This window comes from Flavobacterium lacustre (genome assembly GCF_027474525.2).
GTDB lineage: Bacteria > Bacteroidota > Bacteroidia > Flavobacteriales > Flavobacteriaceae > Flavobacterium > Flavobacterium lacustre.
This window is the reverse complement of sequence record NZ_CP114882.2, coordinates 1418575-1435115: the sequence shown is the minus strand read 5'-3', so window position 1 is coordinate 1435115 and position 16541 is coordinate 1418575. Positions and strand designations below refer to the sequence as shown.

Annotated in this window: 9 protein-coding genes; 5 read left to right on the top strand and 4 right to left on the bottom strand. The window is 34.6% G+C overall.

Going from position 1 to position 16541, the window contains the following annotated elements:
- Positions 1–61: 61 nt before the first annotated feature.
- From O6P34_RS06340 to O6P34_RS06325, 4 genes are all read right to left on the bottom strand, one after another.
- Positions 62–2956, bottom strand: coding sequence for an alpha-amylase family glycosyl hydrolase (locus tag O6P34_RS06340; RefSeq protein ID WP_269686484.1), 2895 nt, complete (start codon positions 2954–2956; stop codon positions 62–64).
- 65 nt (positions 2957–3021) lie between these two features.
- Entirely contained in the window at positions 3022–4167 is a 1146-nt protein-coding gene (locus O6P34_RS06335; RefSeq protein ID WP_269686483.1) for a SusE domain-containing protein, read from the bottom strand.
- Between the two features lie 21 nt (positions 4168–4188).
- Positions 4189–5784 (bottom strand): RagB/SusD family nutrient uptake outer membrane protein, encoded by a 1596-nt coding sequence (locus O6P34_RS06330; RefSeq protein WP_269686482.1) that lies wholly within the window; start codon positions 5782–5784, stop codon positions 4189–4191.
- A 17-nt stretch (positions 5785–5801) separates the two neighbouring features.
- Positions 5802–8741, bottom strand: a complete 2940-nt coding sequence (locus O6P34_RS06325) for a SusC/RagA family TonB-linked outer membrane protein (RefSeq protein ID WP_269686481.1) — start codon at positions 8739–8741, stop codon at positions 5802–5804.
- Between the two features lie 233 nt (positions 8742–8974).
- On the opposite strand from O6P34_RS06325, the gene O6P34_RS06320 reads away from it, so the two are divergent.
- From O6P34_RS06320 to O6P34_RS06300, 5 genes are all read left to right on the top strand, one after another.
- Positions 8975–9997 (top strand): LacI family DNA-binding transcriptional regulator, encoded by a 1023-nt coding sequence (locus tag O6P34_RS06320; RefSeq protein ID WP_269686480.1) that lies wholly within the window; start codon positions 8975–8977, stop codon positions 9995–9997.
- Between the two features lie 191 nt (positions 9998–10188).
- Positions 10189–11517, top strand: a complete 1329-nt coding sequence (locus tag O6P34_RS06315; RefSeq protein ID WP_269686479.1) for an MFS transporter — start codon at positions 10189–10191, stop codon at positions 11515–11517.
- Positions 11518–11540: 23 nt separating this feature from the next.
- On the top strand, positions 11541–12194 hold the full coding sequence (gene pgmB, locus O6P34_RS06310) for a beta-phosphoglucomutase (protein WP_269686478.1): 654 nt from the start codon (positions 11541–11543) through the stop codon (positions 12192–12194).
- A gap of 87 nt (positions 12195–12281) precedes the next feature.
- Positions 12282–14588, top strand: coding sequence for a glycoside hydrolase family 65 protein (locus O6P34_RS06305; RefSeq protein ID WP_269686477.1), 2307 nt, complete (start codon positions 12282–12284; stop codon positions 14586–14588).
- A 55-nt stretch (positions 14589–14643) separates the two neighbouring features.
- Entirely contained in the window at positions 14644–16482 is a 1839-nt protein-coding gene (locus tag O6P34_RS06300) for a glycoside hydrolase family 13 protein (protein ID WP_269686476.1), read from the top strand.
- The last annotated feature ends 59 nt before the right edge of the window (positions 16483–16541 follow it).

Below are 16541 nucleotides of genomic sequence, written 5' to 3'. Positions count from 1 at the left end.
CAACCAAATAAAAAAAGGCTGCCTTTTTTAGAGACAGCCTTTTTTTATTTAAAATTTGGTTTTAGTTTTTTATCAATTTTAAAACCTCAACTTCATTGTTTTCGTTGAATACTTTTACAATATAAAGCCCTTTGTTCAAGTCATTAACAGCAAATTGATGTGATGCTGACTGATTGCCTTCAAAACTTTTTACCAATTGTCCGGTTATAGAAAACAACTGCACTTTGGTCGTATTTATATTTAAACTAAAAGAACTCGATGCAGGATTTGGATACAACTGAATTGTTGTTGTTTTTTCATAATCTGCAATCGCTAACGAAGCTTGTTTATTACCATAAATTCTAAATTCACCTGCCGGAATTGATATTGCATCATTTACAGTTGTAACTGTAATTGGTGTATTATCCATAAGGTTTATCCAAGTTCCTATATAAGGAAAAACTGGAACAATGTTTTTAGAACTTAAATCAAAATTAGCTAGTATCACAACGTCCTTAAGATCTGAAGAAGTCAAATTACTGTTTGTAACCTTTATAATAGGAGTTAGTGTTGTAGCACTAACCATTGTGGTAGTTCCTAAGAAAACAGGTTCGTTTATTTTCATAGTAATCATCTTTGACCAATCGGTATAAATTTTACTTCTACCGGAATCTGCCAACCAATTACTTGTCCATTGTGGCTGTGGTTTTGTAGCTAATTTACAATCTCCCGAAGTTACATCTGCTGATGTGTTTACAGTGCCGTCAGTACATGTAAATATAGAATTTTCCATTCCTAATTCTCCAAAATGCCAAATCATTTTTGGCCCCGGAACTAATAAAGTAACGGCTCCTAAAGCAGACATTCTAGCTAAAGCAGTACTTTTTGTTTTTACGTTATAACTACCCAGATTAGCTCCAAATTGAATGTTTTTATACATTAAGCGCTCTTCATCATGACTTTCTGCATAACCCATTAACCTTTTAGCCAAAAACCCTCTACTAGTACTATTCATTCTAGAAATGTCGTTACTAGTATTATAACCCATAGTTAACTGATTGTATTGGCTATTCATTATACCCCACATCATAATTCCTTTACTTGGAGTTTCAGAAATTTTATAATCTGCCCATGCTTTCTCCTCTGCATCTGTTCCTAAATGCTCAAAAATAGTATAATGTGTTGGGTCTAAACTCCAAGAATAATCAGCATAACTTTTCAAAACATCAACACGGTCTTGTTGATAATTATTAGTACAATTATCTTGACCTCCTGAAACTGTCGAAGGACAATTTTGAGTAAATCCTTTGGTTAAATCCCAACGAAAACCATCAATTTTGTATTCTTCTATCCACTGTTTTACAACTCTTTTTACATAATTCTGAGTTCTTGGTAGTTGATGATTAAAATCATTACCTACACTGTAACTGTGTTTAGCGACAGTATTAAAATAAGGATTTTCGGAAGAAGGCCCGCCCCATCCGTCACCATCAGGATCGTTCATCCACATTCTAACCATTGGATTTCTATCAAAAGCATGATTCAAAGCAACATCCAGAATTACCGCAATTCCATTTTGATGGCATACATCAATCATTTCTTTAAATTTATCGGAAGTACCATAAAATTTGTCTAAAGCCATGTGAAAAGAAGTGTTGTATCCCCAACTTTCGTTTCCTTCAAACTCCATAACAGGCAATAATTCGATAGCATTTATTTTCAAATTTTTAAAATAATCGATTCTGTCAATTACACTCTGAAAATTTCTATTGGCGTCAAAATCTCTAATTAAAAGTTCGTAAACCACTAATTTTTCTTTTTCCGGCTTAACAAAATTAGTTGTGGCATTGCTCCAAGCGTAAGGTGTTTTTCCTGTTTGTAAAACCGTAACCTCTCTTTCCTGCCCTGTTGGATATGCGGGACGATTTGGATAAGTTGTTGTTGGAATATAGGGATCATCATCTGGCGACAATACTAATGTTGAATAGGGATCAGCCGTTTTCACCATAGAAGGTGTTCCAGATATTGGGGTAGCATCAACAACCCAGTATTGATAGGTATAATTAGTCCCCGAAACTAAGCCTGTCAACTCCAACCAGAACTTGCCTGTAGTTGCATCTTTTTTCATGGCATACGCCGAAGTAGGTTGCCAGTTATTAAAACTTCCGGCTACATAGACAAAATCTTTCAATGGAGCATCAAGAACTAAAGTCGCTTTGGTTGCATCAACAGCATTATAGTTAATTCCGTCAACTAAACCTACGGGCAAAGTGGCACTTATTGTTCCCGGATTAACAATTACACTGAATTTTTTTACAATGGTTGTAGCCCCTTGAGTTACTGATAATTCATAATTTTGATTGTTTGTGATAGCAGTATGAGTATAACTGTAACTAGCCGTACTGGCATTTGTATTTAAAGTCGTTCCGTTAGCTTTTAAGGTGTAACTGGCATTTCCGTTTGTATTAGTAGCGGTAATTTTTAGATTACTTCCTGAAGCAATAATTGTCGAACTATTTTGTAATGGCGCTGTTAATGTTGTTTGAAAAGCCCCAACTTCAACAAAAATATCTTGAGATTTTTTATCTCCAGTTCCATCCTTTGCTTTAATGAGTAGACCTATTTTACCTAATCCATTTCTATTGTAAAAAACATTTGGTGTAAAAGTCTTTGTATAAGTATCAGAAATTGCATTGTAAGTAAATCTATTAGCTTCGTTGCTCGAAGTCCATGTACCATTAGTAGGACAATCTATACTGTTCACATCATTGACATCAAAAGACCATGTCCACATATACAAAGCATTTCCTGTAACTCCCCAAGTTGTTTCATTTATAGAATTACCATTTATAGTAATGGTAATTGCTGTTGTTTCTTCAAATGTAGCAGGACTTACGGTATAAGTGACTGTTTGCACTTGTCCAAATCCCGCAATGGAGAATAAGAACAACAATAATAAGAGGGCTTTTTGTTTCATAATTAATTAAATTAGATAAAAAAAGGGCTATACGAAGATAGCCCTTTTAGGAATTGTATTAAATACTAGTTCAATGTAATTGTTTTAGCAATTGTATCAATTTTTAAAACTCTAAGACCTGTAGCTCCAGTATATCTAAAATTACTATCTCCATCAGCAGCATTTTCAAACTCAGAAGAAATTGTATATCCTTCTGTAACATAGTAAGGGTAATTATGAGATGCATCCCAGTTTCCATCATCAGTACCATTGTTTCCTAAAAACACTCTAAATGTTTCTCCTGATTTTAATACAACTGGAACTTCAAACACACCGTCTTTTATTAAGCCTAATTCTGTTTCACTATTACCTGACCAAGTCCAACCACCTGGAGTTGCTGCTCCTACTAACCAATTAGAATTTACAGCTGTTTCTCCTTGTGCTACTGTAATCGTTTTTGCAACTTCATCAATTTTAATACGGTGAACTCCAGGAGTACCAATGAATCTGAAATTTGAGTCACCATCATTAGCATTTTCTAAAGATGAACTGATTTTATATCCTTCAGTAACATACCAAGGGTAATTTCTACCAGAACCCCAATCTCCGTTTACTGTAAAGAATCTAAATGTATCATTTTTCAACTCTACTGCAGAAACTAATATGTTATCATTACAAACCAAAGTTAAAGGCGTACTCCATCCCCAACCTGCAGATACAATTCCTGCTCCAACACCAAACTGATTTGGACAATTGTTAGCTACTGCTGGCTGATAAGCGTTAATTAAAATAGTCAATGGATTAGCTGAAATCATTGTTTGAATTCCGCTCAAATGTGACATTACTTTTACGTCATAAGATCCTATTTCACCAGTAATTCCCTCCAATGCAAGAACTGCGTCATTCAAGGTTTTCACTGAAACTTCAATTTGAGTTGCACCAGCAGTTCCACCTAATTCGATTGCATTTGTAAAATCACCCCCTTTAACATCCATTAAAAGTTTGTATCCAATTTCAACATCTCCACCATATGTAGCTGCAGACCAAACAAAACGTTCTGCTATAACATCAGCGTTTTCTTCAAGTAATACATATGATTTGTCACTTTCCGGAGCAACTAACTCAGGAGTATCAACTCCTTGAATTACTGGTCTGTCTTGAACATCTTCTACGCTACAAGACAGAGCAAGTACCGCAAATAAAGCAATTATTGATTTCGTTATATTTTTCATCTTTTATATATTTTAATATTATTAATACCCTGGGTTTTGTTGTAATTTTTGGTTTGATGATAAAGCTGTTGCAGGAATTGGGAATAAATTTCTGTAGGATTGCGTAGGAGCTCCGCCAGAAACATTTCCTTTCCAAGGCCATACGTAACTTCCTCCTGTAAATTTACCAAAACGAATTAAATCAGTTCTTCTTTGTCCTTCCCAGTGCAATTCTCTAGACCTTTCATCAAGAATAAAATCTAAGGTCAAAGTACCTTCTAGTACTGTTGAAGTATTTGCTCTAGTTCTTAATGCATCAACATATGTTTTAGCCAACGCTTTGGTTGCACCTCCAGCACCTCTTACAGCACATTCAGCATACATTAAATAAGCATCTGCCAAACGGAAAATTGGGAAATCTGAATCTGAAAAAGTACCAGATTTGTCTGTTCCTCTAACGCCGTTAACATCAACATTTCTAAATTTTTGAACTGCATATCCATCCGTAAATGAACCAATGTCAACAATTTCCTTAGTTTGCCCATCAGTATAGAACTGTCCACGTGCATCGTTAGTATTTTCAGCAAACTTGTCAACAAAAGCAGCTGTTGTTCTGATACCAGCCCAACCACCACTAATACCAAATTCATCAACCGGCATACTTCCTCCCACTGGTGCGTGAGTCAAGAAAGTAGTTCCTCCGTATGTTTGAGTGTGAAGACCATCAAAAGCAATAGCAAAAATGAATTCATTTTGAGCGCCATTTTTGTCATTATCTGCTAAGAATAATTCATTGTAATTATCATGTATTGCATATCCTGAACTTATTACTTTATTGATTAAAGGAACTGCTGCTGCATAATTATCTGTTCCAATGTATACTTGTGAATTCATGTACAACTTTGCTTGTAACATCCAAGCAGCTGCTTGATCCACTCTGTAAGCTTCATTTGATTTTGGCGTTTTCAATTCTGGCGTAATCGCAGTCAATTCATCGTCAACAAATTTGTATAATTCAGCTCTGGTAGCATATTCCGGATAGTAAAATGAAGATGGAGAATTTTCTGTAACTAATGATCCACCACCAAACATATCAATTAAATGCCAATAGGTCAAAGCTCTCAAGAAACGAGCTTCAGCTCTGTACGTTTTAATTTCAGTTATTAAAGCTGCATCAAGACCTCTAGCTGCTAATTTCTCATCTGTAGTTTGTCTTAAAAACTCATTACAGTTCACAATCTGAAAAGAGAAACGAGCAAAAGTAGCTGTAATAAAACGGTCTAATGGTGTCCATGTTTGATAATGTAAATCTTTAATAGTACCATCATTCCAACCTATTACTGCCTCATCTGTAGTTAATTCTTGCATCAACCAAAACCCTCTGATATACTGGCTCTCTCCTTCATCAATTCCAGAAATATCCGGTTTACCTGCAGGACCTTCTTGTCCGGAAACTGCAAAACCTGCATATAGTTTAGCTAAATTTTGCTTATACGAAGCTGCATCTGTAAAAAATTCTTCACCTGGAATAGCATTTGTGCTTTCTGGCGCTTGGTTCAAATCATCTGTACACGATGGGAATAACATCACCAACAGTAACAAAGAAATACCCAATAATTTTATTTGTATCTTTTTCATTTTTCTTGTTATTTGTATTAGAAATTAACGTTTAAACCTAACGTAAAAGTGATTGGTCTTGGATACAAATTACTATCAATACCTCCCGAAATTTCTGGATCTAATCCGCTATAATCAGTAATCAATAATACATTTTGAGCAGCCAATGTTAATTTAACTAACGAAGTTGAATCCGGTTTTTGATTAAAAGTATATCCAATACTTACATTATCTAACCTAACAAAAGAAGCATCTTGAATGTAGTAATCAGATTCATATCTTTTTGTATCTTGAGTTGTAAAACCAGTCTCTAAAATATTTTGAACACCATTAGACAAATCTGTACTTCTTATTAAAATATTTTGGTAAGAACCTTTACTTGAATCTACGTTGTTGTAATTAAAATTACCCCAAGATCCTCTCCAGTTCATAGCCATATCCCAATTTTTATAGGTAACACTTGTATTGAAACCATAAAATACATCGGCAGCAGGTTTGTGGAAACGGTATTTATCTTGTGCATTAATGGTTCCGTTTTTATCTCTATCAATATACACTCCATCTAATGGTTTTCCGTCTGCACCATATGCTTGCTCATATACATAGAATGAACTTGGAGCATATCCTACTTGGTGATTTTGGATTGTATTTCCTGTAGCACCTTCATAACCACCAGTATTAATACCTGGAGTATTATCTAAAACAGTTGTCAATTTAGTAATTTTTGAATCTTGGAACGTCACATTACCTCCGATATTCCATTCGAAACTATCTGTTTTAACAGGAGTAACATCAGCAGATAACTCAATACCTTTATTCTCAATTGTTCCAATATTGTAATTATCATAATTAGAGAAACCAAAGAAAGAAGGATTTTGAGTATACAATAATAAATCTTTTGTAGTTCTTTGATATAAATCTACTGTACCTCTAATTCTGTTATTCAAGAAACCATAATCTAAACCAGCATTAACTGTTGTAGTTTCTTCCCATTTCAGGTTACTATTATAAGGTTGTGGTCTGTATGTATTATAAAAACTATTTCCAAATTGATATTGTGCTTGGATATTAGAAACTAAATACAATGGAATTGAAGGGTAACTAACTCCAATATCTTGTTGTCCTGTAACTCCCCAACCAGCTCTAAGTTTCAATGTTGAAACGCTAGTCGCATCTTTTAAGAAACTTTCTTCATTCATTTTCCATGCTAAAGCAACTGCAGGGAAATTAGCCCAACGGTTTTCTTTTGTAAATCTAGATGTACCATCACGTCTGTAAGACAATGTTAACAAGTATTTATCAGCGATAGTAAAATTACCTCTTGCAAAAAACGATTGCAAATTCACACGTGAAGGCACTGGAACTGCAGGAGTAATTTTATTATTTTGAAAATTATATGAACTTCCATCATTAGAATCTCTGAAATCTTGGTAAGAATACCCACCTGTTACATCAACTTGTGTATTGATTGCATCAATTTTTTTATTGTAATTCAAGTATAAATCCATCAACTTATTATTTCTGGATTGAGTATATTCATACGAATTATTATATCCCGAACCAGCTAATCCGTTTAAGTAATCAGGAGATACACCTCCATAACTTCTACCACTTAATTGGTCGTAACCAAAATTAGCTACAGCTTTCAATTCTGATAAGAAATGTAATTTATAATCAAATTGTACATTTCCGATACTTCTGTATGAATCTCCAAAATTATCTTGTTGCTCAATCAATGATAATGGGTTTTTTCCTGCCAACTGATTGAATTGAGTTGGAGATGTTAACCATTGAAAATAAGTTCCATCGGCATTTTTAACCACTTGAGTTGGATCAAAGCTGATAGCAGAACCAATAGCACCTCTATTACTGTAATTATTTTTAATAACAGATGTATTGTTGTTTAACTGAATTTTTAAATGTTTATCAAAAAAATCTCCTGTTAACGACACAGCCATAGTAGTTCTTTGCATGTTATCTCTTTTCAAGATACCATTCAAATTAGCATATCCTACAGATGCTCTGTATACCACATTATCAGAACCTCCGCTTAAAGCGACGTTATGATCTGTACCAACAGCCGTTCTGTAAATCTCCTCTTGCCAATCTGTATTTGCAGCACCTACCAAAGCTTGTTGTGCAGGTGTACCATGAGCAGTCAAGAAGTCTCTAAACTGATTAGACGTTAAAGCATCTACCTTTTTTGTAATTTCAGAAACTTGAAGATTTCCGCTATAACTAATTTGTAAATCTCCTGCTTTACCTTTTTTAGTTGTAATAATAATTACCCCATTTGATGCACGGGAACCAAAGATAGCAGTTGCAGAAGCATCTTTTAATACTGATATAGATTCAATATTGTTTTGATTAATAGTAGACAATGGATTTCTTCCTCCATTAACGCCTCCTGCAGCAACAGGCACTCCATCTATTACATATAGAGGATCATTATTTGCTGACAAAGAAGAACCGCTTCTAATTCTAATAGTTGCGCCCTCACCAGGAGAACCACCACCATTTACAATTTGTAAACCGGCTACTTTACCCTGTATCATCTGATCTGCAGAAGTTACAGGCCCTTTGTTAAAATCTTTGCTAGTCAATACTGTCACAGCACCTGTTGCATCTTTCTTTTTAACAGATCCATAACCAACTTGAATAACAACTTCTTTTAACTCACTAGAAGATTCCTCTAAAGAAACACTCAATGTTTTTTGAGAATTATAACTAACAACGGAATTTTTATATCCAATATAAGAAAAAACGATTTGATCCCCTTTCTTTACATTTGACAACTGAAATTTCCCGTCAAAATCTGTCGAAACACCATTATTGGCGCCTTGTACATTTACATTTACTCCCGGAATTGGCTGCCCTGATGCTTTATCAAGAACAGTCCCACTCACCGTATTCTGAGCCAGAATACTAAAAGGCAGAAGTAGTAATAAAAATAACAACTTTTTGTAAATTGTTTTCATACTTTTTGTTTAAATTAATTTGAGTTTTGGTTGCGTTTAAGTTTTAATTTTACTTCGAGTAGCAAACTTAACAAAACTATAACGTTTTCGACATGACAAAAATCATAACCATCTACGATAACGTGATAGTGTTGAAAAGTTTCTGTATTATTTAAGTTTTAAGTACTTATTTTGCCATTAATAAAAAATAAACATATCTTTATTATTAAAATAATTTTCCCAAACCTACACTTATGAAAAGAAAGGTAACCCTTAAACAAATAGCAAAAGAGCTTGACGTATCCATTTCAACCGTTTCAAAATCATTACGAAACAGTCCTGAAATAGGAGAAGAAACCAGACTTAAAGTACAGGCTTTTGCTAAATTTTACCACTACAAACCCAATAATATAGCACTGAGTTTAAAAAATCGAAAAACAAAAACCATAGGTATTATTATCCCAGAGATTGTTCATCATTTTTTCTCTACAGTTATCAACGGAATAGAGCATGTAGCCAACGAAAACGGCTATAGCGTAATCATTTGTTTATCTGACGATTCATTCGAAAAAGAGGTCTTAAATATGGAAATGCTGGCCAACGGAAGCATCGACGGATTTATTATGTCACTCTCAAAAGAAACCCAATTCAAAGGCGATTTTCACCATATTACCGAAGTCATCAATCAAGGAATGCCTGTGGTTATGTTTGACAGGGTTACCAATGAAATCCTTTGCGACAAAGTAATTATAGACGACAAATCAGCTGCTTACGAGGCTGTTCAAAGCTTAATCGATAAAGGAAAAAAGAAAATTGCACTAGTTACCACCGTTGATTATATAAGTGTAGGTAAATTAAGAACAGATGGATATACCAAAGCATTATTAGACAACGGAATCCCATTCAATGAAGATTTAATTATCCGAATTGAGAATGTAGATACTTGCGAAATAACAATAGGAAAACTTCTGGAAGACAAAGCCATAGATGCCGTTTTTGCCGTAAATGAACTTTTTGCGGTAACCATCATTAAAATAGCAAATAAAATAGGACTTAATGTTCCTAAAGATTTGGCCGTAATCGCTTTTACTGACGGAATAATTTCAAAATACTCCACTCCTACTATTACAACCGTAAGTCAAAGTGGCAAAAAGATGGGAAGCAAGGCAGCAAAAATGCTTATAAAGAGATTAGAATCAGAGGAAGAAGAAGGAGAAGAAAACTACAAAACCGAAGTAATATCGACACACCTTATAGAAAGAGAATCAACAAATTAATACTTTTTGTTGATTTTTTTCAACACTACAACCTTGTAGTTAAAAATGCATCCCAGATATTATAGAATGAAAAATAAAAGTTTAAAATATATTTATATATTTACCCCTCAAAGCTTTTACTTTTACTTCGAAAATTAAGTCAAGTTTTGATAAGCAAAGCGCTTATCGTACATTAAATTCAATTTACGATAATGGAAAAACCCAAGTTAAGTTTTTGGCAAATTTGGAATCTAAGTTTTGGATTCTTAGGAGTTCAAATTGGATATTCGCTACAAAATGGAAATACCAGCAGAATATTAGAAGCCTTAGGTGCCGATGTTCATAGCATAGGATATTTTTGGTTAGCAGCACCTCTAGCAGGTCTGGTTGTACAACCTATAATTGGTCTTTCGAGTGATAAGACCTGGACTCGGTTGGGTCGCAGAATCCCATTTATATTTTTCGGAGCAATTGTCTCTGCGTTGGCTATGTTTTTCATGCCTAATGCAGAATACTTCGCATACCTTTTACCTCCATTAGTTTTCGGAGCTGTAATGTTATTATTAATGGATACATCCTTTAATGTTACTATGCAACCTTTTAGAGCTCTAGTTGGAGATATGGTAAATGATCATCAACGCAATTTGGGTTATTCCTTACAGAGTGCATTGATTAACTTTGGAGCCGTTTTTGGCTCTTTGCTTCCTTGGATTCTTGCAAAAGCAGGAATGGCAAATGTGCCGGCACCTGGAGAAAAAGTAGCCGAATCTGTAATTTGGTCTTTCTATATAGGAGGAGCTATTTTACTCATTACTGTACTTTGGACTGTTTTCAAAACAAAAGAATACGCACCAAAAGAACATGCAGAGTATAACAAAATAGATTTAGACGCTCCAGAAAAAAAAGAAAAATCAAGTATTTTCAGTTTGATTTCAAATGCACCAAAAATATTTTGGCAGTTGGGATTTGTACAATTTTTTTCCTGGTTCGCTTTATTTTTAATGTGGGTATACACTACAAGAGCAATCGCCAATCAAGTTTGGGGACCTGAAGCATTAGATGCAAAATCAATCGGCTTCAATGAAGCTGGGGACTGGACCGGTGTAATGTTCGCTTTTTACAGTGCTGTAGCTGCAATATTCTCTTTGTTAATTCCTTCAATAGCAAAATCTATTGGCAGAAAAAAAACCTACAGTTTTTCTCTTCTACTAGGAGGAATCGGATTAATTTCTATGTTCTTAGTACACGATAAAAACCTATTATTGGTTTCTATGGTGGGTGTTGGTTTAGCTTGGGCTGCTATTTTAGCCATGCCTTATGCTATGTTATCCGGTTCATTACCTGCCGATAAAATGGGAGTTTACATGGGATTATTCAACGCAACGATTACTTTGCCTCAAATCGCGGCCGGATTATTAGGCAGTACCATTATTGCCTTATTTGGAGGTCATCCTATGGCGATTATTGCCATAGCGGGAGTTTCCATGTTAATCGCCGGTCTTGCCGTAACCTTTGTTAAGGAAACAGCAACAACTAAATAATAAATATCACAATTAAAATCAAAATGACTAAAGCATTTATATTCGACCTGGACGGAGTGATTGTTGACACCGCTAAATACCATTATTTAGCTTGGAAAAAAATCGCAACAGCATTAGATATCGAATTTACACACGAACACAACGAACTATTAAAAGGAGTTAGCCGCGTTCGCTCGCTGGATATAATTTTAGAATTAGGAAAAGTCGAAGCATCTCAAGAAGATAAAGACCGATGGTTAATTGAAAAAAACGAAGAGTATTTATCCTACTTGGTAGACATGAATGAAAGTGAAATTCTTCCGGGAGTTTTGCCTGTTCTTCAATTTTTAAAAGAAAAAAACCAACCAATAGCGCTAGGTTCAGCAAGTAAAAATGCCAGACCAATTCTGGAAAAAACAGGAATCTTACATTATTTTGATGCTATTGTAGACGGAAATGACGTCAGCAATGCTAAACCAGATCCTGAAGTTTTCTTGATTGCCGCCAAATTATTAAAAACAGATCCTAAAGACGCTATCGTTTTTGAAGATTCTGTTGCAGGGATTCAAGCTGCAAATATTGGAAATATGGTAAGCATAGGAATTGGAGAGAAATCAATCTTAGAAGAAGCACAATACATCTTCAAAGATTTCACGCAAATAGAAAAAAGCTTTATTGAGCAATTAATAAATGCTTAAAAGATTAAAAAATTAGATTCAAAAAATAGTTTAAGATTACTAAAATAAATTAATCTTACTCTTTTGACTCTTTAAAAATTATCAAAAATGAATCAAGATTATATAAAAGCAGACAATTGGTCCATCATAGAAGAAGGATTTGATGTAGAGAGTGTAAAATCGTCTGAAAGTCTCTTTAGTATCGGAAACGGCGCTATGGGACAACGTGCCAATTTTGAAGAAAACTATACCGGAGAAACTTTTCAGGGAAGTTACATCGCAGGTATTTATTATCCGGACAAAACCAAAGTGGGCTGGTGGAAAAACGGATACCCAAAATATTTTGCAAAAGTTTTAAACGCACCAAACTGGATTGGAATTGACATTGAAATCAATGGTGAAAATTTAGATTTGAATGCTTGTACGGAAGTCAAAAACTTTCGTCGTGAATTGAATATGAAAGAAGGTTGGTATAATCGTTCTTTTGAAGCCACATTGAAAAACGGAACTGAAGTTGCAGTAAATATTCGTCGTTTTCTTTCATTAGACATTGATGAAGCGGGTGTAATAAATTACGAAATCACTCCTTTGAACAAGGATACAAAAATAATTTACAAACCTTATATTGATGCTGGTGTAACTAATGAAGATGCAAACTGGGAAGAAAAATTCTGGGAACCTTTAAATGTAAAAAAATCAGGAAACGAAGCTTTTGTAACCGCTCAAACGTTTAAAACCCATTTTAAAGTAACCACTTTCATGCATAACAGCATCTGGACGAATGGCGAAAATATTAATGTTTCCCCATCTTCTATAGATTCTTTTTCAGACAAAATTCAGTTTTCTTACGGAGTTATCATTGCAAAAGGAGATAAATCCAGTATTCAAAAAATTGGTGGATATACCGTTTCTTTAAATCATGAAAACACATTAACCGCTGCCGAAAAAACCATTCAAACTGCTCTTGCAAAAGGATACAACCAATTGTTGCAAGATCAAATTGATGCTTGGGCAAAAATTTGGGAAATGTCAGACATCACGATTGAAGGCGATGTAAAAGCACAACAAGGAATCCGTTTCAATATTTTTCAATTGAATCAAACCTATCTGGGTAAAGATTCCCGTTTAAATATTGGACCAAAAGGATTTACCGGAGAGAAATACGGCGGTTCCACCTATTGGGATACCGAAGCGTATTGTATTCCATTTTATATGGCGACCAAAGACCAACAAGTAGCCCGAAATTTATTGACGTATCGTTACAATCAATTGGACAAAGCAATTGAAAACGCACAAAATAATTTAGGTTTCAAAGACGGAGCCGCTCTATACCCAATGGTAACTATGAATGGTGAAGAATGCCATAACGAATGGGAAATTACCCATGAGGAAATTCATAGAAACGGGGCGATTGCTTTTGCAATTTTCAACTACTATCGCTACACCGGAGATTACTCTTATATCCCCGAAAAAGGATTGGAAGTTTTAATTGGTATTGCCCGTTTCTGGCATCAAAGAGCTTCGTTCTCTAAAAACAAAAACCAGTACATGATTTTGGGAGTTACCGGACCTAACGAATACGAAAACAATATCAATAATAATTTCTATACCAATTATATTGCAAAATGGTGTATTGATTATACGTACGAACAAATCCAAAAAGTATCATTAGAATATCCTTCGGATCATAAACGTATTATCGAAAAGGTGAACCTTTCAGAGACTGAATTACAGGAATGGAATAAAGTAGCCGGCAATATGTACTTCCCAAAATCGGAAGAAATGGGTATTTACCTGCAACAAGACGGTTTTTTAGACAAAGATTTAGTTCCCGTAAAAGACTTAGATCCAGCACAACGTCCTATCAATCAAAAATGGTCTTGGGATAGAGTTTTACGTTCGCCTTATATCAAACAAGCGGATGTTTTACAGTGTTTTTATTTCTTTGAAGATCATTTTTCTAAAGAAGAATTAGAACGTAATTTTGATTTTTACGAATCATTTACTGTACATGAAAGCTCACTTTCGCCTTGTGTTCACTCTATTCAAGCGGCTAAATTAGACAAAATGGATATGGCGTACACCTTCTATTTGAGAACTTCCCGTTTAGATTTAGATGATTACAATAAAGAAGTGGAAGAAGGCTGTCATATCACCTCTATGGCCGGAACATGGATGAGTATTGTAGAAGGTTTTGGCGGAATGCGTGTAAAAAATGACACTTTGCATTTCTCTCCAAAAATTCCAAAAGAATGGCAAGGATATTCCTTTAAAATCAACTTCAGAAATCAAATTGTAAAGATTTCAGTCAATCATAATGAAACCCAATTGACACTCGAAGGAGATAAAGAACTAACAGTTTTTGTAAATGAAAAACCAGTGCTGGTTGAACCAAATAAACTGGCAACAACATAAAAATAATAACCCTTTCATTGTTTATCTTTGAAAGGGTTTTAAAATTTAGACTCAAATGAAAAATATTTTCCTAATTATGATTTTCATTTCCACTCCTTTTTTTGCACAAATAGACCGGGTAGAACCTCCTTTTTGGTATGCCGGAATGGAAAATACTGAATTGCAGATTTTATTTTATGGTAAAAATATTGCCGAAAATGAAGTTACTGTTTCTAATAAAATCCAAATTACAGATGTCATAAAAACCGAAAATCCAAATTACATTTTCGTAACAATTGATACCAAAAATGTAATTGCACAAGATTTTATTTTCTCTTTTTCTAAAGATAAAAAAGTCGTTTTTACTAAAAAATACACCTTAAAAAAACGCAGAGCTAATTCCGCTGCACGCAAAAGTTTTGATGCTTCGGATATGATTTATCTTATAATGCCCGATCGTTTTGCTAACGGAAATCCAAAAAACGACAACAACAAATCTGTTATCGAAAAAGCAGAACGAAGCAATCCCGGCGGAAGACACGGTGGCGATATTGCAGGAATGATTCAAAACTTAGATTATCTGAAAGAATTAGGTGTAACAACAGTCTGGCCAACACCACTTTGTGAAGACAACGACAAAACCTATTCGTATCATACCTACGCACAATCCGATGTGTACAAAATTGATCCCCGTTATGGAACCAATGAAGAATACGTTCAATTAGCGTCCGAATTACACAAACGGGACATGAAATTAATCATGGATTATGTGACCAATCACTGGGGTTTACAACACTGGATGATGAATGATTTACCAACTAAAGATTGGATTAATCAATTTGAAAATTACACCGGAACATCGCATAAAAGAACGACGGTTCATGATATAAATGCTTCAAAAATTGATTACGATATTTGTTTTAACGGATGGTTCGTGCCTTCTATGCCCGATTTAAATCAAAAAAATCCTTTAGTTTTAAAATACCTGACACAAAATGTCATTTGGTGGATTGAATATGCAGATTTAGACGGTTTGCGTGTAGATACATATAACTATGCCGATCCAAATGCTATTGCAAAATGGACCAAAGCCATAACAGATGAATATCCTAATTTAAACATTGTTGGTGAAATTTCCATGCGCGATCAAGCCCAACTTTCCTATTGGCAAAAAGACAGCAAAGTGGGAGCAATTCAAAACTTTAATTCTAATTTGCCAAGCATCATGGATTTTATCATGTTAGATGCTTTCCAAAGTATTTTCAATGAAAATGACGGCAGTTGGGACAAAGGAATGATGAAAATCTACGACAATTTAGCCAATGATTTTCTGTATCCAAATCCAAATAACATCATGATTTTTGCCGAAAATCACGATACCGAACGTTTCAATGAAGTCTACAAAAATGATTTCAAAAAATACCAAATGGCCATGGCGCTTGTAGCTACATTACGTGGTATTCCGCAATTGTATTATGGTTCTGAAATTGGTATGGCGGGAGATAGGAACAAAGGCGGTGACGCAGCAATTCGTCAAGATTTTCCTGGCGGATGGAAAGAAGACACTAATAATGCCTTCTTAAAATCAAGCCGAACTGCAGAACAAGAGCACTATTTTGATTTTACGTCTAAATTATTTCAATGGCGAAAAACCAACGAAGCAGTACATTTTGGCAAAACAACACATTACATTCCTGAAAACAATGTCTATGTTTATTTTCGTTATACTGATACAAAAACGGTCATGGTTGTAGTCAATAACAGCGACAATAATCAAACGATAAAAACCAATAGGTTTCAAGAAAACATCGAGAAATTTTCTACAGGAAAAGACATTTTATCTTCAAAAACTATCGATTTGAAACAAGATTTAACTATCGAAAGTAAATCTGTTTTGATTTTAGAATTACAATAAAAAAACAGTCCACAGCCATTCACAAAAAAACGCAAATACAGACCGGGCGATTTTTTGTG